Source organism: Microcoleus sp. S1D4 (assembly GCF_036700765.1).
Taxonomy (GTDB): domain Bacteria; phylum Cyanobacteriota; class Cyanobacteriia; order Cyanobacteriales; family Microcoleaceae; genus Microcoleus.
This window is the reverse complement of sequence record NZ_JAUBPP010000003.1, coordinates 292,784-312,607: the sequence shown is the minus strand read 5'-3', so window position 1 is coordinate 312,607 and position 19,824 is coordinate 292,784. Positions and strand designations below refer to the sequence as shown.

Below are 19,824 nucleotides of genomic sequence, written 5' to 3'. Positions count from 1 at the left end.
TCCTGCCCTCTGCATTTCTCGATAACTATTGTTTAATATCAAAAAAAGCCGATGAAAGTAACCCAGGAAAAACTTCCAGCCAGCCAAATTGGTCTGGAAATCGAAATTCCATCAGAAAAATCCAAACAAGCTTACGAGCAGGTAATTAAACAATTCGCTCGCGAAGTGAATATTCCTGGGTTCCGCAAAGGCAAAGTTCCCCGCAACATTTTGCTGCAGCGCCTGGGCCAGACTCGTTTGAAGGCGACGGCTTTGGAAAATTTGATTAACGACTCGCTACAAAAAGCCCTCGAACAAGAAAAAATTCAGGCGATTGGCAGTTTTGAACTGCGTACCGAGTTTGAAGAATTGCTAGAAAAGTTCGATCCAGAACAGCCTCTGACTTTTTCGGCTAAGGTTGACGTACAACCAGAAGTGAAAATGAATCAGTACACCGGCTTGCAGCTTCAAGCAGAAGAAGTTAAGTATGATGAAGCTCAGGTGGATGAGGTACTGGCCAAATATCGATCGGACAAAGCAACTTTAATCCCCGTAGAAGGCCGGCCCGCTCAGTTGGGAGACGTGGCTTTGGTTGACTTCGCCGGTAGATTTGCCGAAGCACCAGAAGGCGAAACACCCGCAGAAATTCCCGGTGGCGGTGCAGAAGACTTTCAAGTAGAACTGTCGGAAGATCAGTTTGTACCTGGTTTTATCCAAGGCATGATCGGGATGAATCCCGGAGAAACAAGAGAAGTTTCCGTGCAGTTTCCAGAAGAGTACAGCAGTGAAGAATTAGCCGGAAAACCAGCAGTTTTTACGATTACTCTGAAAGAACTTAAGGAAAAAGAATTGCCGGAGTTGGACGACGACTTCGCTCAAGAAGTTAGCGAGTTTGAAACTTTAGCCGAACTGCGCGCATCCCTAGAAACTCGGTTTAAAGCCGACCAAGAAAACAAGTTATCAGCTAATAAGGAAAAAGCCATATCAGCAGCACTCGTGCAGCTAATTGAAGTGGAAATTCCCGAAACAATGGTCGATCGCGAAATCGATTATTTGCTGAACCAACAAGCGCTGCAATTGAAAAATTACGGCATAGATATCAACCAACTGTTTACCGAAGAAAATATGGGGCCGATGCGGGAACGCTCGCGCCCGGAAGCAATAGAAAAGCTGAAGCAGTCTCTAGCTCTGGCAGAAGTGGCCAAGCTCGAATCCTTGTATGTGGAAGACTCGGAAGTAGCAGCAGAAGTCGCAAAAGTCAGAAAGCAGTTTCCTAAAGGAAATTTTGACCCTGAAAAGTTGCGGGAATTTGTAGGAGAAGACTTGCTCAAACAAAAAACTCTGAAATGGTTGGAGGAAAAAGGTACGATCGAACTCGTACCTGAAGGCTCTCTCAATCCTGCTCTAGACGAAGAATCAGAAGCAGAAGACGCTGAAGTTTCTGGAGAAGAAGCAGCCACTAGCGTTGTTGATGTGGAAGTCGTAGGCCAAGAGTAAAACCTTCTACTTTTTGGCAATGCCAAAAACTACCAGCCTAGGATGCAGCGAACTTACCCGCAGGGGGCTAGAAACCCGGTTTCTATGTAGGTAACTGACGCATTCGATCGCCAAAAAACCGGGTTTTTACCGAATCTGCAGCCTGCAACGAAAGCTGTTGGTAAAAAAAAACCCGGTTTCTGAACGCTCGCGCCTCCTGCAGTGTAGATGCCTCATGGCCCAAGGCTGATGTTTCTTTGAAACCGGGTTTCTGTTGCTAAGTTATATACAAGCTCGGGGCGCGCACTAAAAACGAGAAACTAGAAACAGCGACGATCGATCGGTAAGTATTTCAACTCATTCACCCCCCAGTCGCGGGAAGTCGCCTCAGCTTTGCGCTTCGCTGCGGAAAGCAATTTGCCAACTCAAAACTCCCGATTCCCCCCATGTCGGTTCAGAAAAGGCATAATAGTTAAAAGCTGACGGCTTAATTTCAAGCTTTCATCAGCAGCAAATTGTCTAGTATCCTTGACTGGTGTCTTATGGTTGTATCTCAATCTTCCAATTACCTAATTACAAGCTATAACGATTTTGATGTCAGCTCTAGTCCCAGCAATGTAGTGCCGATGGTACTAGAACAGTCGGGGATGGGCGAGCGGGCATTTGACATTTACTCGCGCTTGCTGCGGGAGCGAATCGTGTTTTTAGGAACTCCCGTAACCGATGAAGTGGCTGACTCGATCGTAGCTCAGCTATTGTATCTAGATGCCGAAGATCCAGAAAAAGATGTCCAAATGTACATAAATTCCCCCGGTGGCTCGGTGACGGCGGGTATGGCAATTTATGACACAATGCAGCAAATCCGCCCGGATGTGGTGACGATTTGTTACGGCTTGGCCGCGAGTATGGGCGCATTTCTGCTGACAGCAGGAGCCCACGGGAAGCGGATGTCTCTTCCGAGCTCCCGGATTATGATTCACCAACCGCTTGGAGGCGCTCAAGGTCAGGCAGTTGATATTGAGATTCAAGCTAAAGAAATCCTTTATCATAAGCGTAAGCTGAATCAACTTTTAGCGCACCACACGGGTCAATCCCTCGAAAAGTTGGAGGCTGATACTGAGCGCGACTTTTTTATGTCGGCCGAGGAAGCTAAAGATTACGGATTGGTCGATCGAGTTATCGAAAAGGAAAATCTTCCGACGGCGGGAGAAAATGTCACTGCACTGAAATAAGAGGCTGTTATGTCTAAGTACGACTCCCATCTAAAATGTTCGTTTTGTGGCAAGTCTCAAGAGCAGGTACGCAAGTTGATCGCAGGCCCTGGGGTGTATATCTGTGACGAATGCGTTGACTTGTGCAATGAAATTTTAGATGAGGAGTTGTTTGATTCGAGTGCAGTGCCGGCGGCGGCGGTTCCGAAGCAGGAAACAACCCAAAAACGCCGCGCTACCTCGGGCAAAAGTATGTCGATGAGCCAAATTCCCAAGCCGAGGGAAATTAAAAATTATCTCGACGAAAATGCGATCGGTCAAGAAGAGGCGAAAAAGGTGCTCTCCGTGGCGGTTTACAACCACTACAAGCGACTGAGTTTTATCCATGCCAAAAATAGCGGCAAGCACCCGCCGGAAGAAGTAGAACTGCAAAAATCAAATATTTTGTTAATCGGGCCGACGGGCTGCGGAAAAACTCTCCTCGCTCAGACTTTGGCGGATATGCTGGACGTGCCGTTTGCGGTGGCTGACGCGACGACTCTGACGGAAGCCGGTTATGTCGGGGAAGATGTGGAAAATATTTTGCTGCGGCTGCTGCAGGTGGCAGATATGGATGTGGAAGAGGCGCAGCGCGGAATTATTTATATTGATGAAATTGACAAAATTGCCCGGAAGAGCGAAAATCCTTCGATTACGCGGGATGTCTCTGGAGAAGGGGTGCAGCAGGCGCTACTGAAAATGCTTGAGGGGACGATCGCCAATGTACCTCCCCAAGGCGGCCGCAAGCATCCCTACCAAGACTGCATCCAAATTGATACCAGCAATATCATGTTTATTTGCGGCGGCGCTTTTGTCGGTCTCGACAAGGTGATCGAGCAGAGAACGGGTAAAAAGTCAATGGGTTTTATTCAGCCGGGAGAAGCTGTGCCGAAGGAAAAACGGGCCGCTGATGTGCTCAGGCAACTGGAACCAGACGATTTGGTCAAATTTGGGATGATTCCTGAGTTTATCGGGCGGGTGCCTGTGGCGGCGGTGTTAGATCCGCTGGATGAGGAAACGCTGATGGCGATTTTGACTGAGCCTCGCAATGCTTTGGTTAAGCAGTATCAAAAGCTGCTAAAAATGGATAATGTACAGTTGGACTTTAAGCCGGATGCGATTCGGGCGATCGCCCAGGAAGCCTACCGCCGCAAAACTGGAGCGCGGGCGCTCAGGGGAATTGTCGAAGAATTGATGTTGGATGTGATGTACGAGTTGCCGTCGCGCAAGGATGTGACGCGGTGTACGATTACTAAGGAAATGGTCGAGAAGCGATCGACCGCCGAGCTCTTGGTACTTCCGTCTTCGCTACCAAAACCGGAGTCAGCTTAAAGGCAAGGTTTTCAGCACAGCAGCTTATGGAATCTCGCATTCAATCATACCTGCGCTTTGCCGCCAGCCAGCAGCGCGACACCGAGCGGATCGGGCCCTTTCTCGCTACCTTCAGCCGCCACAGCGCTAACCCTTATCTCAACTATGCCATTCCCGACGACGGCGCAGCACCTTCCCTCGCCGATGTCAACGCCCTAATCGCTGCGTACTCTTGGCGCGGGCGAAAGCCGCGTTTGGAGTATGTATCGAAACTAGCGCCTGCTGTCGAAGAAGCCCTGATCTCGGCTGGTTTCACTGTTGAGGGACGCTTGCCGCTGATGATTTGTACTCCGGGCTCGGAGAAATTGCTTCCCATCCCCCCAGAAATTGAGCTAATTTTGCCAGTTTCCGACGCTGAGCTCTTCGGTACTGTGGCGGCGCAACACGAGGCTTTCGGCGAAGTTGCACCAAGCCCTGAAGACGTTGACAGTCTTCGCAAAAGTATCGCGGCGGGCAGCATTGCGGTACTCGCCCGCGTAGCAGCAACGGGCGAACCTGCGGGGGCTGGAATCTGTACTGTGCCGGAAAATCAGACGACAGAAATCGCAGGTATCGGTGTCCGCCCTTCTTTTCGGCGGCGGGGCATCGCAGGGGCTTTGACGGCCCGGCTGCTGCGAGAAGCTTTCGACGCGGGTGTTGCGGTGGCGTTTCTGATGCCAGGACACGAGGAGGAATTTCGAGTTTACACCCGCGCGGGATTTTGTGCGATCGGCGAAATCTTGCACATTTCCCTCCCGCCCAATTTGATTACCAACCCATAAAATCATCCCCATCAACCTCAGCAGATAACTCAGGAAAATCCGGTTCAGATTCCAATCTAAAAGTTTCCGACTCCCAAATCTCTAAATCATCCGACAAATCGACTACTTCCCCCTCAAATATATGAGCCAACTCCCTAGCTAAATTTGCCACATCTCGCGCGTCATCTCGCACCGCTACAGCCTGAGCTTTAGAGTCATTCTGAGAGTCTGTAATGTGGTTTTTATCCCGCAGAGGTTCAGAAATATTTGGCAGTTTTGCGGCGGTATTTTCAGCCTCCCAAGAGCGTTTTTGCTCTTCTCCTTCATCCCTATTAAAATTATCTGGAATTTCAGAACCCGCCGAATTCTGTATCTGTTGCTTCCCATCGCCCGCCGGATGAGAATTCCTCAAATTTTCGGCAACCAGTCCGTTAGAAGCTGGCAAATCCTTGATGCTGGAACTATTAGTTTCAGCGGGATTTGTCAAGCCCACTTTTACTGTTACTCGACGGTTGAAAATTTGCACAAAAGCTTCTTCAAGATTAGCTACTTTGTCTTTAACCATCTTGAGTAACGGCTGGGAACTAATCTTAACATAAGCACTATCATTGCTAAAAATTACTAGCTGTCCATGTTGGCGGAGTAGCGATTGAGTGCCGGGAGGGCGCACGCGATCGAGTACCTGTTCCCACAATCTATCTAAATCAATTTCATCGGCTGAATTAGTCGAGGCATAATTTGTTTGATTCGTTTCAGGAGTTGGTACAGGTGCGGGAATTGCAGCAGGAGGTGTGCTTTCTATTCTATTAGCCACAGGCGGCGACTGAGGCGGAGAATTTTGCGAATTGGGAACTGAAGATTGTTCAATATGAGATGTCTGATTCCCCCCCGATTGTAGGGGCGATGCCCCCTGGCTAGCCCTAGGTTGAGAGGGGTGAATTTGGGATTGAGCAATATTTCTAGCTGGTTCTGCTGTTTGTTGCTGCTGAGTTCTAATTGCTGAGGGCAATAATCCCAATAGGGTTACTTCCAGCCACAATCGCGGCTGAGTGCTGTTTTTAATTTGCACTTCCTGGGTTTGCAATTGTTTCTGACTTGCTAAAATTAACTCGGTATCCCAGGTGCGAGCAACATCGCAAAGTTTTTCCCAAGTGGCGGCTGTTAAAGCGACTAAATCTGAGCGTTTGGGTGCTGTTTTGGCTATTAGCAAATCTCGGTAAAAGCTGGCGAGACTTTGCAGCACTATTAGCGGTTCCCGACCGCGATCCATGAGGTGGCGGGTCATGTCTATTAATGCTGTAGGGTTATCTTTTTCAATTGCTTGCAGCAGTTCCATTAAGTCGTTTTCGGGGACTGCGCCGACTAAATCCCAAACTTTTTCGATTGTTATTTGGTCGGGAAATAAGCTGAGTTGGTCGAGCAAACTTTCGGCATCTCGCAGTCCTCCTTGGGCGATTTGAGCAACCATTTGTACTGCTTCGCTGGCAATGTTGATGTTTTCTAATTGGGCGATTTTGTGCAGGTGGGCGGTCATTGAGTCGAGGGGAATCCGGCGGAAGTCGAATTTTTGGCAGCGTGAGATGATGGTGGGCAGGACTCTTTGGGGGTCGGTTGTGGCGAGGACGAATACGACGCGATCGGGTGGTTCTTCTAAGGTTTTTAATAAGGCATTAAATGCCTGGGTACTCAGCATATGAACTTCGTCGATTACATATACTTTATAGCGGCACTGGACGGGGGAAAATTGGGCTCGTTCGATCAAGTCTCGGATGTTATCTACTCCGGTGTTGCTGGCGGCGTCGATTTCGATGACATCTAGTGTGGAACCTCTGGCAATTTCTTGGCAAACGTTGCATTTGCCGCAGGGAGTTGGGGTGGGCGCGCCGGTAGAAATACAGTTGAGGGATTTGGCGAAAATTCTGGCGCTGGAGGTTTTGCCGGTGCCTCTGGGGCCTGTGAATAGATATGCTGGTGCTATGCGCTGTTGTAGGATGGCGCTGGTTAGGGTTTGGGCGATCGCCTCTTGGCCGACTAATTCGGCAAATGTCTGAGGGCGATATTTGTGATGGAGGGGTTCGTAGGTCACGATCGAATATTGGTGGTATTAGCTGTAATCTTAGCTAAGGACACGTTGTTCGATCGCACCGCTAGCGATCGTCTCCAACCAAATCACTCGCTATACCGGGCGACGGGAGCGAGGGAGCCTGTAGCAATTAGCACCTTCCTCGCCTGTACCCGGACGATCTCCGGGCGATCGGTTGTTCGGCAGAATTGTTTTGGGCAATCGCTCTCAGAGTTACTATTAATTTATGTGTGTTTACTGTTCTTTTCTGAGAAGCAGAGCCCGCCGAACCTACTTGTTTTTGAACTGTACTGGTATAATATAACACAGAGAATCCGCAATTTCTTTTTCCCATTGGCCGATCGCGATTTTGCGATATTTCGGGAACCAGCTTGCAGTTAAAGATAGAGTATTAATTAGAGGGTGCCTGTTCGAGTTGTAGAAATCCGGTTGTAGACAGATAGTGATAGAAAGAGATCGATGTTAGTCGATCGAGTTGCACTGCCAGCTCTACTCTGGAGTCCTGTAGAAATATAGTGCCAAATTTTACCCTTTAAAAGCCCATGTCAACCAAAATAATCCTTGTAGAATCAAGGTTGGCAGTAGCCTCTCCCAAGCCCAAACAGGCTAAACCAGCAGGTTTAGCCTCCGATCAACTCTTGATGGGAGCATCCGGGGCACTGTTGTTATTGCTTATCGGTTTAGCGGTGTTTACCAAGCTAAAACTCAAAGATTTGAGCAAGAAGCTCAAATTTGAAGAGTTTAGAAATCGAGAACTCCAGAAAAAATACAAAATGGCTCTGGAAACCTTGACAAAGATGGAAAAAAATCCCGACCTCATCCACTCGCGAGACTTTAATTTAGACTACCTGAGAATGCGGATGGCGGAAGAGGTTTTTCACTTTGCCATTGTGAACAAAATTAAGGTAAAAGTCAAAGACAAAATTAGTATTGCCCTGCGTCCGACTCAGGGTGCTGTCGGAGATAAAAACGGAAGTGCAGGCAGCGGCAGACAAGTGGATTCGATGTTTGATATCGAATACGAAACTGGCGATCCGGCAGTAAAAATAGAAAAGCGAGTGCTGTTTCGGATTCAAATTAAGCTGATGAAACTGCCGACTCAGGCAACATCGGCGACAATTAATCAAATTATTGATTGTTTGGAAACTTACCTGAGTCCTTCCGACGATCACGACAGTTGGCAGCCAACAATTCAAGGCCGCATTGTTCACATTGAGTGGGATCAAAAAGCCAAGCCAACGCCGATGTTGGTGCTGGAACAGTCAAACGAAGGGGTGAATGTTAGCTTTAGGACTACGAGAGCTGCTGCGGGCAGACTTGCGAACGATCTTCCAAGTCAAGTTACCTCTGTTAAAAGTTCAAAAGGAACAAAAGGTGTTACCAAGATCCCAAGTAAAACTGCATCTAAAAGTTCTAGTAAAACTGGGGCGAAGCGCCCTACTTCCCGCAAATAAGCGGATTTAATTAAGTTTATTTGCTGGCAATAGCAGCGGTGGCGGTGTTGGTGGCGGTGTCTTGTGCGAGGTAGCCGTCTTCCATGTGAATAATGCGATCTGCTATGTCTAAAATCCGGTTGTCGTGGGTGACGAGCAATATTGTACTGTGCTGTTCTTTGGCTAAACTTCGCATGATTTCTACCACATCTCTACCAGATTTGCTGTCTAGGGCTGCGGTAGGTTCGTCGGCTAATATTAATTTTGGTTGACTGACTAATGCGCGGGCGATCGCAACTCTTTGTTTTTGTCCGCCAGAAAGACTGTCCGGGTAATATTCTATTCTTTCTCCCAACCCTACAGCTTCCAGCATTCGCTCTATTTTATCGTTAGTTTCTTGGGTAGAAAGATGGCTGTGCAGTTCCAGAGACATTTGCACGTTTTGCCTTGCTGTCAAGCATTTGAGCAAATTGTGAGCTTGGAAAATATAACCGATGTCGCGGCGGAGTTGAACTAATTTATTTTTCTTGGTTCCCCGCAATTCTTGGTCAAGAATTTTGAGACTGCCTTCTTGGATCGATCGCAAAGCTCCAATCAAGGTTAACAACGTTGTTTTGCCCGACCCAGAAGGCCCGGTCATCAGCACGATTTCGCCCGGATAAATTTCGAGGTTGATGTCAAATAATGTCTGTTTGCGAAGTTGTCCTTCGCCGAAGGAATGATTGAGATTTTTAATGGAAACAACTGGTGTAGCGTTCATAATTAATTGGCATTATTTAATGAAATCAACCCATAAGGTTCAAAATAATCAGACAAGGCTCAATTGAGATCGGGATCGACTCCCTGCGATCGCAAATAAGCAGCCAATCGCTCTTTTTGTTCTCGTTCAGCATCGGCGCGTTGGCTTTCAACATCGGCGTCGAGGTAACGCTGTGGGGTTGAAGCTTTGGGTCATAGCGCAGAACCCAGGAAGAGTGCGATCGAGATGGATGCTCTCTTACAGCATAGCGTTTGATCGGCAAAACTATCAATAACAAATAACCAATAACAAATAACAAATAACCAATAACAAATAACCAATAACCAACAACCAATAACCAACAACTAATCACCAATCACCAATCACCAATCACCAATCACCAATCACCAATCACCAATCACCAATCACCCATTTAAAAAATATCCGCCGGGTCAGCAGCCTGCAACTTCCTAACTGCGATCGCCCCCGATAGACAACACATCACAACGGTCATTACAAAAACAGTTACAGCCTTCCCCACCGTCATGTACATCGGCAAACTCGTAGCACTTCTCCCTAAATTGTACAGCACCACAGAAACCCCAAACCCAGGTAAATAGCCAAGAATTGCTAATATCAAAGCCTCTTTAAAAACTACCCCCAAAAAGTAAAAATCCTTATATCCCATCGCCTTGAGCGTAGCGTATTCCGGCAAGTGATCGTTAACATCAGTATAAAGAATTTGGTATACAATCACTATCCCGACGATAAATCCCATTGCCGCGCCGAGAGTGAAAATAAAACCGATCGCCGTACTTTCTTCCCAATACTTTTTCTCAAAAGCTACAAACTCTTCCTTAGAATCAATTCGCACATCTGACGGCAAAGTTGCCCTCATTTTTTCCACAACAGCCTTAACATCCGTTGCAGGCTGCAAGTGAACAATTCCTATATCAATTAAACCTTTAGTTCTTCTAGTGTGAAAAATACGCAGAAAGTTCAAATCGCTGGTGACAAGATTTCCGTCAGCACTGAAAGAAGCCCCTATAGTAAATAAACCATCTACCCTAACGCGGCGATTGTCAACTTCAGTTTCAACAACTTTTCCCTGTTTGAAATATTCTGCTACCGGCCCAAACTCTGGGCGGGAAGCTTGGTCAAATAAAACCACATCGGGAATTTTGATTGTGTCCAAATTATTTGTGATTTCTGGCATCTCAAAAATTGGATGAGTGGGGTCAAAACCGATGACCATCAATTGCCGGGTATTGCGAACGTTTGGGTCGGGATTTTTCCACAATCCAAAGCCTATATATACCGGGCTGATTTCTGTAACGCCGTTAAAACTCAAAGCTTGATACAAGCGCCGCTGGGGAAAACTTTTCATGGCTATTAAAGCCGTAGATTGGGTGTTGGTGATGAAAATATCTCCTTTTAACTTTGAGTGGAAGCTGATGGAACTTTCAAACAGCGCGTCTCTAAATCCGAACTGCATAAACATCAGCAAGTCGGCAAATCCGATGCCTGCTAGCGCGATGACTAAGCGCATTTTTTCGCGGGTTAACTGTGCCCAAGCTAAGGGTATTTTTGCCATAATGAAGGAAGGGGGAAGAAGGCAGTTGGTGGTTGGCTGTTGGCAGTTGGCAGTTGGCAGTTGGCAGTTGGCAGTTGGCAGTTGGCAGTAGTTAACGGTTAACGGTTAACAGTCAACAGTCAACAGTCAACAGTCAACAATTCCGAATCTTAGATGTCTATTTTAACTTCAACTTGCAAGTTTGTGAGCGATGCAACTTTCTTGCTCGATTCGGGATCGAGGCGAATTCTTACTTCTACAACTCTCGCGTCGGTGTCGGCTGCGGGGTCAGTATTGAGGACATCTTTTTTGCCGATTTGTTTGCCGATTCGAGTGACTGTTCCTTCTAAATTGCCTGCAAATACGGGGCTGCTGATGGTAGCGCGCTGGCCGTTTAGGACTTTGGCGATGTCGGTTTCATAAACTTCGGCTATGGCGTACATTTGATCGGTGCGGCCTAGTTCTACTATGCCGTCTTGGGTGTTGATGCGTTCTCCTTGTCTGGTGTTAACTTTGAGGATGGAACCGGATACGGGTGCTTTGACGTAGCTTAAGTTTAAGTCTACTTGGGCTTTTTGTCTGGTGGCGATCGCACTTTCGACTGCGGCTTGGGCGGCTTGTACGTCTTCGGAACGGACTTCGGATATTTGGTCGAGATTTGCTCTGGCTTGATTGATTTGTGCTTCGCCGGTTTCTGCTTTTTGTTTCAGCATTGCTTCGGCTTGATTGATTTGTTCTCGGCCTGTTTCTATCTTTTGATTTAAAGTAGCGCGGGCTTGGTTAATTTCCTGCCGCCCTGTTTCTAATTTGCGTTTAAGATTGGCGCGGGATTGGTTGATTTCTTGTTGGCCTGTTTCTAATATTTGTTTGAGGGTAGCTTGAGTTTCAATTATTTCCTGTTGCACAGTTGCGACGGTTTTTTCTAATATCGCTTGTGCTTCTCTAACTTTTTGTTTGGCTGTAGCTACTGTTAAGCGTTTGGTGTCGTAGCTAGAAGCGGAAATTGCGCCTGTTTCGGAGAGTTCTTTGTTGCGTTGTTCCTCGGCTTCGGCGTTGGTTAATTCGGCTTTTAGTCGATCGACTGTAGCGTTTTGAGAGGCAATTTCGCCGCGCAATTGAGCTTCCAGCCTCGCGAGTTTGGCTTGCTGCGCTTGAGTTTCTCTTTGCAGTTGCGCTTCAAATTTGGCAAGATTGGCTTGTTCGGCTTCGGTTTCTCTTTGCAGTTGAGCTTCAAATTTGGCTACGTTTGCTTGTTCGGCTTCGGTTTCTCTTTGCAGTTGAGCTTCTAGGCGGGCGACATTGGCTGCTTCGCCTTCAGTTTCTCTTTGACGTTGAACTTCTGACTTGGAAACTTCGGCTTTTTGGGCGACGATTTCCCCGGTTTTTGCGCCTCCTTGAATTTTGGCTAATTCTGCTTGTTTGACTTGAACTTCTTTGTCGGCTTGTTGGAGGATGGCTTGGAGCCGATCGCGCGTATCGAGAACTGCTATGATTTGTCCTTGACTGACGCGATCGCCCTCTTCCACCCGCAACTCTTCAATTCTCGCTCCCTCCGACGCTGAAGGGGCGGACAATTTGATCACTTCCCCTTGGGGAGTCAACCTACCCAAAGCTGTGATGCTGCTGCGAGTGGAGGCTGGAGTTGCAGCCGCCGTTGCAGCCGCCTTTAACTCTTCGGCTTTTTTAATTTGAGATACTTGCCAAAAACCTACTCCTGTGATAATGACAGTAGCGGCGATCGCTAAACCAATGACTCCTCGCCCTGGAGGTTTTAAAAATGACTTATCCTTGACCCGCGATTCCTTTCCCATGACTTATCACATAGGTGATTTCTTGATTAAGTTTTTTCACACCTATTGTTAAGTAGTGTAAACTGATTTCAGCTATTTAGGGAAATCAAAAAGCACCTGAGTCATGTAATTTTCTGCCCAATCTTGACCGAAAGCTTTTTCGAGGACGCGGCGGGTTTTGTCGTTTTGCTGCTGCTGGGTGCAGTAGTAAATTTGAGCGTCGAGAATTTTCGATGCTTCGGCCGCAGAGACTGGTTCTGCTGCGACTGCGAGTTGGCAGTGAATTTCAACGTAGGATTCAACTATGTCCAGAAATCTGGTTTCTTCTTCTGGTGAATCGGGCCGGACAAACAGGCAAAATTCTGAGAAAATATCTCCCCATTCAGGAATTTGGCGGGGACAGGAAAATTGGTTGACCGGCAAATTTTGCAGTTGGGTTCGGTAATTTTCCGACAAAGTGCGGCTGGGATTGAGGGGAGAAAGGTCTGCGATTGCGGCGCTAATTTTGCCTTTGCCTGCTACGATATCGGTGCCGAACATTGGCAAAGCGTAATTCGGTCTGGGAAACATCACGCAGTGCAGAATATCCAGCACCGGCCCGACTTTAGCGAGTTCGAGGTGTATTTTGCGGAACTGCGGCGTTTGATAGCAGCGGTTTTCCACGATCAATTTTTCTCCCTCCAAGCGCCCTTCTATGTATCCCAACTCAGCGGGGAGGTGGTAGGGTTCGAGGTCGAGATAGCGGTGCCATACTGCTTCCATCCGTTGTGCTAGTTCGCGGATGAGGTAGTGCTGTTGCTCGCGCAGGGAAGGCTGGGAGATTTCTAACATTCCTAATTTATCGGGCGATCGCTTAATAAAACTTGATTCTACGGTTGCAGGATGCAGGAAAAAAGGTAGATACTTTTAAGGATACCAGCAGATTGACTTGCGATCGAGCAAGTTTTATAGGAGATGACTGTATGTTTGGTCTGGGATTGCCCGAAATGGGCATTATTGCGGTAGTCGCTATTCTAATTTTTGGCCCTAAAAAAATTCCTGAGTTGGGAAATGCTTTGGGTAAAACGCTGCGGAGTTTTAAGGAAGGGGTCGGTCTAGGAGATGATGAATCGGCTCTAGACGAGAAGGAGAAGGAGAAGAAGAAAGAGGAAGAGGCTGGGCCGAAGGTGTAAATTAGGGGAGCATCTGGGGCGCTCCTAGAAAAAATGCCCCAGATGCTCTTTAAATTAGGTTGGTTGATTGGGACTGAAATCGTCATTTGTAATGACTTGCATTCCTAACGGCGAATCTATTCGGGAAATTTTCGTTCTCTAACTTCTAGGGAATAATCTTTGACAGCTTGAGTAATTGTTTCTCGCAAATTCGCATAAGCTTTGGCAAAAGGCGGTTGTTTTTCCGAAAGTCCCAACAAATCGGAAGTAACTAAAACTTGTCCGTCGCAGTGCGGTCCGGCCCCGATACCAATGGTGGGAACAGTTAATTTTTGAGTAATTTGAGCAGCTAAGTCTGGGGGAATGTGTTCTAGGACGATCGCAAAAACCCCGGCTTCTTCCAGTGCGATCGATTCTGCTATGATGCGATCGGCAGATTCCGCTGTTTTGCCTTGTTTTTTGTAGCCTAATTGGTGTACCGACTGCGGAGTTAAACCGACGTGTCCCATCACCGGAATTCCGGCGGATGTTAGCTGCGAAACTGTAGCAGCCATTGCTGGATATCCACCCTCCAATTTGACAGCTTGAGCGCCAGTTTCTTTCAAAACTCTCCCCGCCGAGTGCATCGCTTGCTGCGGACTTTCCTGGTAAGTCAAAAACGGCAAATCCACCACAATTAATGCTTGTTTGACTCCGCGACACACTGCTTTAGCGTGGTGCAGCATTTCATCGAGGGTTAGCGGCAGTGTTGTTTCGTAGCCCAATACTGTCATTGCTAGGGAATCGCCGACTAAGATGATGTCAGCGCCGGCTTGGTCGAGTAGTTGGGCGATCGCACAATCATAACCTGTCAGCGCGACAATTGCACGTCCTTGCTGTTTCCACTGAATAAGTTGGTGTGTAGTTACTGCCATTTATTGCAAATATATATTGACTTTTTGGGTTAACAGTTTTGAACCCACGCATTCTATTGTAGGGTGCGCGGCGGTACATCTTAGCGCTATGATTAGCACGTAAACTCAATCATTTTTAGCCTTAGTCCTGACTGTTAAAACTACACCCGAATATAGCTTTGATTGCCTTCATTTGGTAAAACAATCAACCGTTGATTTTTCAAATCAGGTTCTAAGCCTAAATCTTCCAAAGGAATTAAGCCTATTAAAGGTTCTTGTCCTGCCGATAGTTCCACGCAATCATACCTTCCTTCTCTTCCCGCTAAGGCAAGACTGACATTTTTAAAGAGGCGAAATTTTCTAGATCCGATTACAGTATGTCCGTCAATTTCTCCAACTAGGGTTAAACCTAGCTGAGCGATAATTTCTTCGGGCAAACAGAGTCTAGTTGCCCCTGTATCAACCAATACGTTATCGAGAGTGATTGAACGTACTTGGTCTGTTGCTATAAACCCTCTCTCTACCAGCATCTTGTCTACTTCGTTGGTGACGGCGATTGTTGCAGTAACTCTGCCCATGTTTTTATCCTTCTGTTATGCTAGATAGTGCGATCGCGCATTTCTAAATGATATTTTTGCGATCCTGCTGGACGGCCATCTTACATTTTAGCAAAATATGTAGCTAAAAGGGCGATCGCCAAAGCTAAATCGTGCTCTGACTTACGCATCACCTAGGTAATTTTGTCATGATTCGCTGCCGTTGACAATCTCCAATCATTAGTCGATGGTTAAGCTGTCGTGCATTTAAATTGTCTGTCAAAAACCCATCAAACTATGAGTGTGTTTCACAGTCTTGGCCCGCCCCGAATATCCCAATTAAATCCACAACAGCTTAACAGTTTGCCCATAGGAATGAATGCGTCTAATTTACGCATTCATCTATTATCTCAACTACTTGATAAAGCAGATTTATGTTAAAAGTTGTCGTAGGTCATAGCAACGATCCTGACTCTCTAGAAGCAATAACAGAAGTCCTAGAACAATGCCATGAATCCCTATCAGGTGAAATTCCTCAAGCAGGCATCTTGTTTGCGGCCATTGATTTCGACTATCTCCTAATTTTGCAGCAAATCAATCAGACATATCCCGAAATTCAACTGATTGGCGGCACAACGGATGGAGAAATGTCTTCTGTTTTAGGATTTGAACAAGATTCAGTTAGCCTGATGCTATTTTGTTCCGATCGAATTACTATCCGTGCCGGCCTTGGACGAGGGATTTCTCAGGACTTGGAGGCGGCGGTTGAAACTGCTATTGTTCAAGCAAAAACCGGCCATCAAGAACCGATTAAACTTTGTATTACCTTCCCAGAAAGTCTCACCGCCAGCGCTGCTTTGATGTTAGATAGCTTGAATCAAGCTTTAGAAAAAAAAGTCCCGATTTTTGGCGGACTCGCGGCGGATCAGTGGCGGTTTCAGCAAACCTATCAATTCTTCGGTACAGAGGTTTTTAGTGATGCGATTCCCATTCTCTTAATTTCTGGAGACATTTTATTTTCTCATGGTGTGGCTAGTGGCTGGAAACCAGTAGGGAAAAAGGGCACAGTCACCAAAGCCTCTCAAAATATCCTGTACGAAATCGATCGCCAACCCGCTCTAGAATTTTATCATCACTATTTGGGGAAATTGCCGCCTTCCTCAGAATATCCCCTGGCCGTGTTTGATGTAGATGAAAGTCATTACTATATGCGAGCACCCAGTGGAGTTTGCGATGGGGTACTCGGAAGCGTAACCTTTTTTGGGGACATTCCCGAAGGGGCGATCGTTCAAATTACCGAAACTACCCACGATCGTATTCTGACTGCATCTCAAGTATCTATGATGCAAGCCTTAGAAAATTATCCGGGTAAAGTACCTGCTGCTGCTATGTATTTTTCCTGTGCTAGTCGGCGACAAATTTTAGGTAGTCGGACTCAAGAAGAATATGCGCTAACTCAAGCCTGCTTAACCGAGGCTTTACCGAGTTGTGGGTTTTACACCAATGGCGAAATTTCTCCTTTCAAGCATCAGAAAATCTCCTGTTTTCATAATGAGACATTTATTACTTTGCTACTGGGAGGAGAATAGAAATATGGAATTTAAAAAAACAGATAATTTAACAATTGAGCAGCTAGAAAAAGAAAACAGAATTTTACAAAAAAAGTTAGCTCGTTCCCAAAAAAACTGTTTGGAACTAGAACAAACTAATCAAAAAAAGGAGTCTTTGCTCCGACAAATCATCCACGAGCTAGAAGATTCACAGAGGGAAGTCAAGGAAAAGCGTCAGTTAGAAGCGACATTGCTCGAACTCAAACGAACTCAAGCCCAACTTGTTCATACTGAGAAGATGTCTAGCTTAGGACAGCTTGTAGCGGGTGTAGCCCATGAAATTAATAACCCTGTTAACTTTATCCACGGCAACCTCACATATATTGAGGAATATTCGCAAAAGCTGCTAGAATTAGTGCAACTATACCAGCAGCACTATTCCAATCCAGTCGCTGAAATTCAAGCGAAAGAAAATGAAATAGATCTGGATTTTTTGCAGATAGACTTACTCGAAATCCTGAAATCTATGAAGATAGGAACTGAACGTATCAGTCAAATTGTGTGGTCGTTACGGAATTTTTCCCGCATGGATGAAGCCGAGTTAAAGTCAGTAGATATTCACGAAGGGATAGATAGTACATTGCTGATTTTGCAACACCGTCTGAAGGAGAATCGAGGAGGCTCAGAGATTAAGGTGATTCGCAATTATGGCAAGTTACCGTTGGTGGAGTGTTATGCTGGACAATTAAATCAGGTTTTTATAAATATTCTGGCAAACGCTATTGATGCGATTGATGAGGTGAATGCTCAAAAAACTCAACAAGAAAGACAAGAAAATCTTAATCTGATTACTATTTCTACATCTGTAATTGATGTAGACTGGGTGCAAATTGCGATCGCCGACAGTGGAGCCGGAATTTTAGAATCAATAAAAAAACAGATATTTAATCCATTTTTCACTACAAAACCTGTTGGTAAGGGAACCGGAATGGGAATGGCGATTTGTTACCACATCATCACCCAAAAACATGGTGGTCAGCTAATATGTTTTTCAACTCTGGGCACGGGGGCGGAGTTTGTGATTCGTATTCCTGTCCGCAAAAATTCTGAAATATCTCCCTTACAATTAGCATAAATCTGCCTCAAGCGCGATAGAGCTTGGAGTATATCAGCATCTCCTGCATTGAAAAAAGCGTTTTTTATTATAATCCTGTCCCTGCTGGCACGACCAAAGCAAAAATGAGATGCTTCCTCAAAAAAATTGACTCGTCGTTGCGATCGCATCTGTACAAACTTCTCGACAGTTAAACGATTATTTCAGTTTTTCTGGGATTTTGATCGGTTCAATAATCCCAATTAAAAAAATACGATGCTTTTGCACGACTAATTGAGACGTGCTGTATATTGCAATACGGTTCACTTAAGACAGATCACCCTGGCAATAAATAGTGTTAAATGAACCGTATTGCTGTATATTGTACCCAAAAAATAGTGACTCAAGAATATCGTAAAATCTAGCCACATAATATCGGATAATTGTGAAGCAACCAACCAGGCAAACAGCATGAGTATTGACCAATTAAACACAGACTACGGCATTGCAGACAACCTCACCTTCGCTAGCGGAAACGGTGGTTTCCCGATGATTCACATCGACAACGGCCAAGCCAAAGCCGTGATTTCTGTGTATGCCGGCCAAGTGCTCTCCTTCCAACCAGCCACCGAAACCGCAGACGTGATGTTTTTGAGCGAAAAAGCTTACTACGCCGAAGGAAAAGCCATTAAAGGCGGTATACCCATTTGTTGGCCCTGGTTTGGCCCAGATCCCGAAGACTTGGGCCGCCCCAGCCACGGGTTTGTGCGGAATCGCCTGTGGAATGTGGTAGCAACTGCCACCACCCCAGAGGGCGCAACCAAAGTCACTCTAGGACTTCAGGATAGCGAGGAAACTAGAGAAATTTGGTCTCAAGCCTTTGAACTGGCGATCGCCATTACCGTTGGCACCAGCCTCACTGTAGAATTAATCACCCGCAATCTGGGCGACAAAGCATTTCCCCTCACCCAAGCTTTGCACACCTACTTCCAAGTCGGCGACATCAACCGCGTGCAGGTTTTGGGTTTAGAAAATAGCCAGTATCTTGATAAAGTTGATGGTGGTGTAGAAAAAACTCAAGTAGGTGCAGTTGTAGCAGTCGGTGAGGTCGATCGCATTTATCTCGATGTCACCAATCAATTAGTAATTGACGATGCCGCCCTCAACCGTCGAATTCGTATTCAATCCTCTGGCAGTAAATCCGCCGTAGTCTGGAATCCCTGGGTGACAATTTCTGCAAACATGGCCGACCTCGACGATGCAGATTATCAGCGCTTAATCTGCGTAGAAACGACCAATGCGGCTACAGATATTGTGGAAGTCCCCGCGCATGGTGAGTTCTGCTTGCAAGCAATTTACAGTGTTGAACGCGACTAAAGAATGAGAGTCTAATCTCAGCGGTGATGGGGCTATAATTTTCATGATTGGATTTAAAAACTCTGTCACCGTAACGACGAAGAATGTCTTACCCTCAGAGATATTGCTATAATGATATCTCAAGAAAAGTTATAGGGAAATCAACAGCGAACATCCGGTATTGTGACCACAAATAAATTTGACGAGGAAATTTTATTTATGTCTTCCACTACTCGCGAACAACTACATCAACAGATTGATAGCTTACCAGATCATATTGTCGAACAAATTGCCAGCTTAATCCTATCTATAACCACCCAACAGAAAATACCAGCATCAGAATACACGGAATGGCAAAGTACCCAGTGGCAAGATTTTGCATTAACGCAACTTTTCGGCGAAAATGATGAAATTGAATATTCCTTAGAAGATGCTCAAGAAATTTATCAACCATGAAACCAGGTGATATTGTATTAATTCGTTTTCCTCAAGCTGACTTGAAACAAGGAAAACTTCGTCCTGCATTGGTAATCGCCATTGCACCCGGTCGCCATCCTGATTTATTACTCGCTTTGGTTTCCTCACGCATCGATCAATCAACAGCAGGATTTGACGAAATAATAGATGTGGCAGATTCTGACTATATAGCTACTGGTCTTAAGGTTGCTTCTATTGTTCGACTAGGACGATTAGCGAGTGTCGAATCATCGGTTGTCAATGGTCGTTTAGGAAGTATTTCAAATGAAAGATTAATACAGATAAAAAAACGTTTAATTGATTGGCTCCAAAATAGTTTATAATCGAAATAGTG

The 19,824-nt window shown here is 46.0% G+C and carries 19 protein-coding genes; 12 read left to right on the top strand and 7 right to left on the bottom strand.

What is annotated here, in order from left to right:
* Window positions 1–51 precede the first annotated feature (51 nt).
* The 4 genes from tig to QT998_RS05350 all read left to right on the top strand — a co-directional run bounded on the left by tig (window position 52) and on the right by QT998_RS05350 (window position 4,837).
* Window positions 52–1,476 carry a trigger factor gene (tig, locus tag QT998_RS05365; RefSeq protein ID WP_333091103.1) on the top strand — a complete coding sequence of 475 codons (1,425 nt, stop codon included), beginning with the start codon at window positions 52–54 and terminating at the stop codon, window positions 1,474–1,476.
* 521 nt (window positions 1,477–1,997) lie between these two features.
* On the top strand, window positions 1,998–2,687 hold the full coding sequence (gene clpP, locus QT998_RS05360) for an ATP-dependent Clp endopeptidase proteolytic subunit ClpP (protein WP_194010717.1): 690 nt from the start codon (window positions 1,998–2,000) through the stop codon (window positions 2,685–2,687).
* 9 nt (window positions 2,688–2,696) lie between these two features.
* Window positions 2,697–4,037, top strand: a complete 1,341-nt coding sequence (gene clpX, locus QT998_RS05355; RefSeq protein WP_333091101.1) for an ATP-dependent protease ATP-binding subunit ClpX — start codon at window positions 2,697–2,699, stop codon at window positions 4,035–4,037.
* A 26-nt stretch (window positions 4,038–4,063) separates the two neighbouring features.
* The gene (locus tag QT998_RS05350) at window positions 4,064–4,837 is read left to right on the top strand and encodes a GNAT family N-acetyltransferase (RefSeq protein ID WP_333115685.1); all 774 of its coding nucleotides are present in this window, start codon (window positions 4,064–4,066) and stop codon (window positions 4,835–4,837) included.
* Here QT998_RS05350 and QT998_RS05345 read toward each other — a convergent pair.
* Entirely contained in the window at window positions 4,824–6,902 is a 2,079-nt protein-coding gene (locus tag QT998_RS05345) for a DNA polymerase III subunit gamma/tau (protein ID WP_333115682.1), read from the bottom strand. The two genes, QT998_RS05350 and QT998_RS05345, sit on opposite strands and share 14 nt — an antisense overlap.
* Between QT998_RS05345 and QT998_RS05340 the strand changes: the two genes are divergently transcribed.
* Window positions 6,882–7,280, top strand: a complete 399-nt coding sequence (locus QT998_RS05340; RefSeq protein WP_333091097.1) for a hypothetical protein — start codon at window positions 6,882–6,884, stop codon at window positions 7,278–7,280. The two genes, QT998_RS05345 and QT998_RS05340, sit on opposite strands and share 21 nt — an antisense overlap.
* Before the next feature lie 161 nt (window positions 7,281–7,441).
* Entirely contained in the window at window positions 7,442–8,353 is a 912-nt protein-coding gene (locus QT998_RS05335; protein WP_333091095.1) for a hypothetical protein, read from the top strand.
* A gap of 16 nt (window positions 8,354–8,369) precedes the next feature.
* On the opposite strand, the gene QT998_RS05330 is transcribed toward QT998_RS05335, so the two are convergent.
* From QT998_RS05330 to QT998_RS05315, 4 genes are all read right to left on the bottom strand, one after another.
* Window positions 8,370–9,092: a DevA family ABC transporter ATP-binding protein gene (locus QT998_RS05330; protein WP_333091094.1), complete on the bottom strand. Its 723-nt coding sequence runs from the start codon at window positions 9,090–9,092 to the stop codon at window positions 8,370–8,372.
* A 412-nt stretch (window positions 9,093–9,504) separates the two neighbouring features.
* Window positions 9,505–10,665 (bottom strand): ABC transporter permease DevC, encoded by a 1,161-nt coding sequence (gene devC, locus QT998_RS05325; protein ID WP_333091093.1) that lies wholly within the window; start codon window positions 10,663–10,665, stop codon window positions 9,505–9,507.
* Between the two features lie 149 nt (window positions 10,666–10,814).
* Window positions 10,815–12,455, bottom strand: coding sequence for an HlyD family efflux transporter periplasmic adaptor subunit (locus QT998_RS05320; RefSeq protein WP_333091092.1), 1,641 nt, complete (start codon window positions 12,453–12,455; stop codon window positions 10,815–10,817).
* A gap of 72 nt (window positions 12,456–12,527) precedes the next feature.
* Window positions 12,528–13,265, bottom strand: coding sequence for a phycocyanobilin:ferredoxin oxidoreductase (locus QT998_RS05315; RefSeq protein WP_333091090.1), 738 nt, complete (start codon window positions 13,263–13,265; stop codon window positions 12,528–12,530).
* Window positions 13,266–13,309: 44 nt separating this feature from the next.
* Between QT998_RS05315 and tatA the strand changes: the two genes are divergently transcribed.
* A complete protein-coding gene (gene tatA / locus QT998_RS05310; protein WP_333133116.1) occupies window positions 13,310–13,606 on the top strand; it encodes a twin-arginine translocase TatA/TatE family subunit in 297 nt (98 codons plus the stop codon).
* A gap of 116 nt (window positions 13,607–13,722) precedes the next feature.
* Here tatA and panB read toward each other — a convergent pair whose 3' ends face one another.
* Window positions 13,723–14,499 (bottom strand): 3-methyl-2-oxobutanoate hydroxymethyltransferase, encoded by a 777-nt coding sequence (gene panB / locus QT998_RS05305; RefSeq protein ID WP_333091088.1) that lies wholly within the window; start codon window positions 14,497–14,499, stop codon window positions 13,723–13,725.
* Window positions 14,500–14,639: 140 nt separating this feature from the next.
* Window positions 14,640–15,056: an aspartyl protease gene (locus tag QT998_RS05300; protein WP_333091087.1), complete on the bottom strand. Its 417-nt coding sequence runs from the start codon at window positions 15,054–15,056 to the stop codon at window positions 14,640–14,642.
* Between the two features lie 392 nt (window positions 15,057–15,448).
* Here QT998_RS05300 and QT998_RS05295 point away from each other — a divergent pair, with 392 nt between their 5' ends.
* From QT998_RS05295 to QT998_RS05275, 5 genes are all read left to right on the top strand, one after another.
* Complete coding sequence (locus QT998_RS05295; RefSeq protein WP_333091086.1) at window positions 15,449–16,603, top strand: FIST signal transduction protein; 1,155 nt, start codon at window positions 15,449–15,451, stop codon at window positions 16,601–16,603.
* Between the two features lie 4 nt (window positions 16,604–16,607).
* Entirely contained in the window at window positions 16,608–17,699 is a 1,092-nt protein-coding gene (locus QT998_RS05290; RefSeq protein WP_333115676.1) for a sensor histidine kinase, read from the top strand.
* 429 nt (window positions 17,700–18,128) lie between these two features.
* Entirely contained in the window at window positions 18,129–19,034 is a 906-nt protein-coding gene (locus tag QT998_RS05285; RefSeq protein ID WP_333115674.1) for a D-hexose-6-phosphate mutarotase, read from the top strand.
* A 198-nt stretch (window positions 19,035–19,232) separates the two neighbouring features.
* On the top strand, window positions 19,233–19,469 hold the full coding sequence (locus tag QT998_RS05280; protein WP_265236273.1) for a hypothetical protein: 237 nt from the start codon (window positions 19,233–19,235) through the stop codon (window positions 19,467–19,469).
* Window positions 19,466–19,813, top strand: a complete 348-nt coding sequence (locus tag QT998_RS05275) for a type II toxin-antitoxin system PemK/MazF family toxin (RefSeq protein ID WP_333091082.1) — start codon at window positions 19,466–19,468, stop codon at window positions 19,811–19,813. Before QT998_RS05280 ends, QT998_RS05275 begins: the two co-directional genes overlap by 4 nt.
* Window positions 19,814–19,824: the final 11 nt, after the last annotated feature.

What these genes read in the sequence shown, in the direction of transcription:
- QT998_RS05330 (WP_333091094.1), bottom strand. Translation starts at nt 9,092, where the DNA reads ATGAACGCTACACCAGTTGTTTCCATTAAAAATCTCAATCATTCCTTC.
- clpX (WP_333091101.1), top strand. Translation starts at nt 2,697, where the DNA reads ATGTCTAAGTACGACTCCCATCTAAAATGTTCGTTTTGTGGCAAGTCT.
- QT998_RS05295 (WP_333091086.1), top strand. Translation starts at nt 15,449, where the DNA reads ATGTTAAAAGTTGTCGTAGGTCATAGCAACGATCCTGACTCTCTAGAA.
- QT998_RS05335 (WP_333091095.1), top strand. Translation starts at nt 7,442, where the DNA reads ATGTCAACCAAAATAATCCTTGTAGAATCAAGGTTGGCAGTAGCCTCT.
- QT998_RS05350 (WP_333115685.1), top strand. Translation starts at nt 4,064, where the DNA reads ATGGAATCTCGCATTCAATCATACCTGCGCTTTGCCGCCAGCCAGCAG.
- clpP (WP_194010717.1), top strand. Translation starts at nt 1,998, where the DNA reads ATGGTTGTATCTCAATCTTCCAATTACCTAATTACAAGCTATAACGAT.
- QT998_RS05315 (WP_333091090.1), bottom strand. Translation starts at nt 13,265, where the DNA reads ATGTTAGAAATCTCCCAGCCTTCCCTGCGCGAGCAACAGCACTACCTC.
- QT998_RS05285 (WP_333115674.1), top strand. Translation starts at nt 18,129, where the DNA reads ATGAGTATTGACCAATTAAACACAGACTACGGCATTGCAGACAACCTC.
- QT998_RS05320 (WP_333091092.1), bottom strand. Translation starts at nt 12,455, where the DNA reads ATGGGAAAGGAATCGCGGGTCAAGGATAAGTCATTTTTAAAACCTCCA.
- QT998_RS05300 (WP_333091087.1), bottom strand. Translation starts at nt 15,056, where the DNA reads ATGGGCAGAGTTACTGCAACAATCGCCGTCACCAACGAAGTAGACAAG.
- QT998_RS05340 (WP_333091097.1), top strand. Translation starts at nt 6,882, where the DNA reads ATGGAGGGGTTCGTAGGTCACGATCGAATATTGGTGGTATTAGCTGTA.
- panB (WP_333091088.1), bottom strand. Translation starts at nt 14,499, where the DNA reads ATGGCAGTAACTACACACCAACTTATTCAGTGGAAACAGCAAGGACGT.
- devC (WP_333091093.1), bottom strand. Translation starts at nt 10,665, where the DNA reads ATGGCAAAAATACCCTTAGCTTGGGCACAGTTAACCCGCGAAAAAATG.
- QT998_RS05280 (WP_265236273.1), top strand. Translation starts at nt 19,233, where the DNA reads ATGTCTTCCACTACTCGCGAACAACTACATCAACAGATTGATAGCTTA.
- QT998_RS05275 (WP_333091082.1), top strand. Translation starts at nt 19,466, where the DNA reads ATGAAACCAGGTGATATTGTATTAATTCGTTTTCCTCAAGCTGACTTG.
- QT998_RS05290 (WP_333115676.1), top strand. Translation starts at nt 16,608, where the DNA reads ATGGAATTTAAAAAAACAGATAATTTAACAATTGAGCAGCTAGAAAAA.
- tig (WP_333091103.1), top strand. Translation starts at nt 52, where the DNA reads ATGAAAGTAACCCAGGAAAAACTTCCAGCCAGCCAAATTGGTCTGGAA.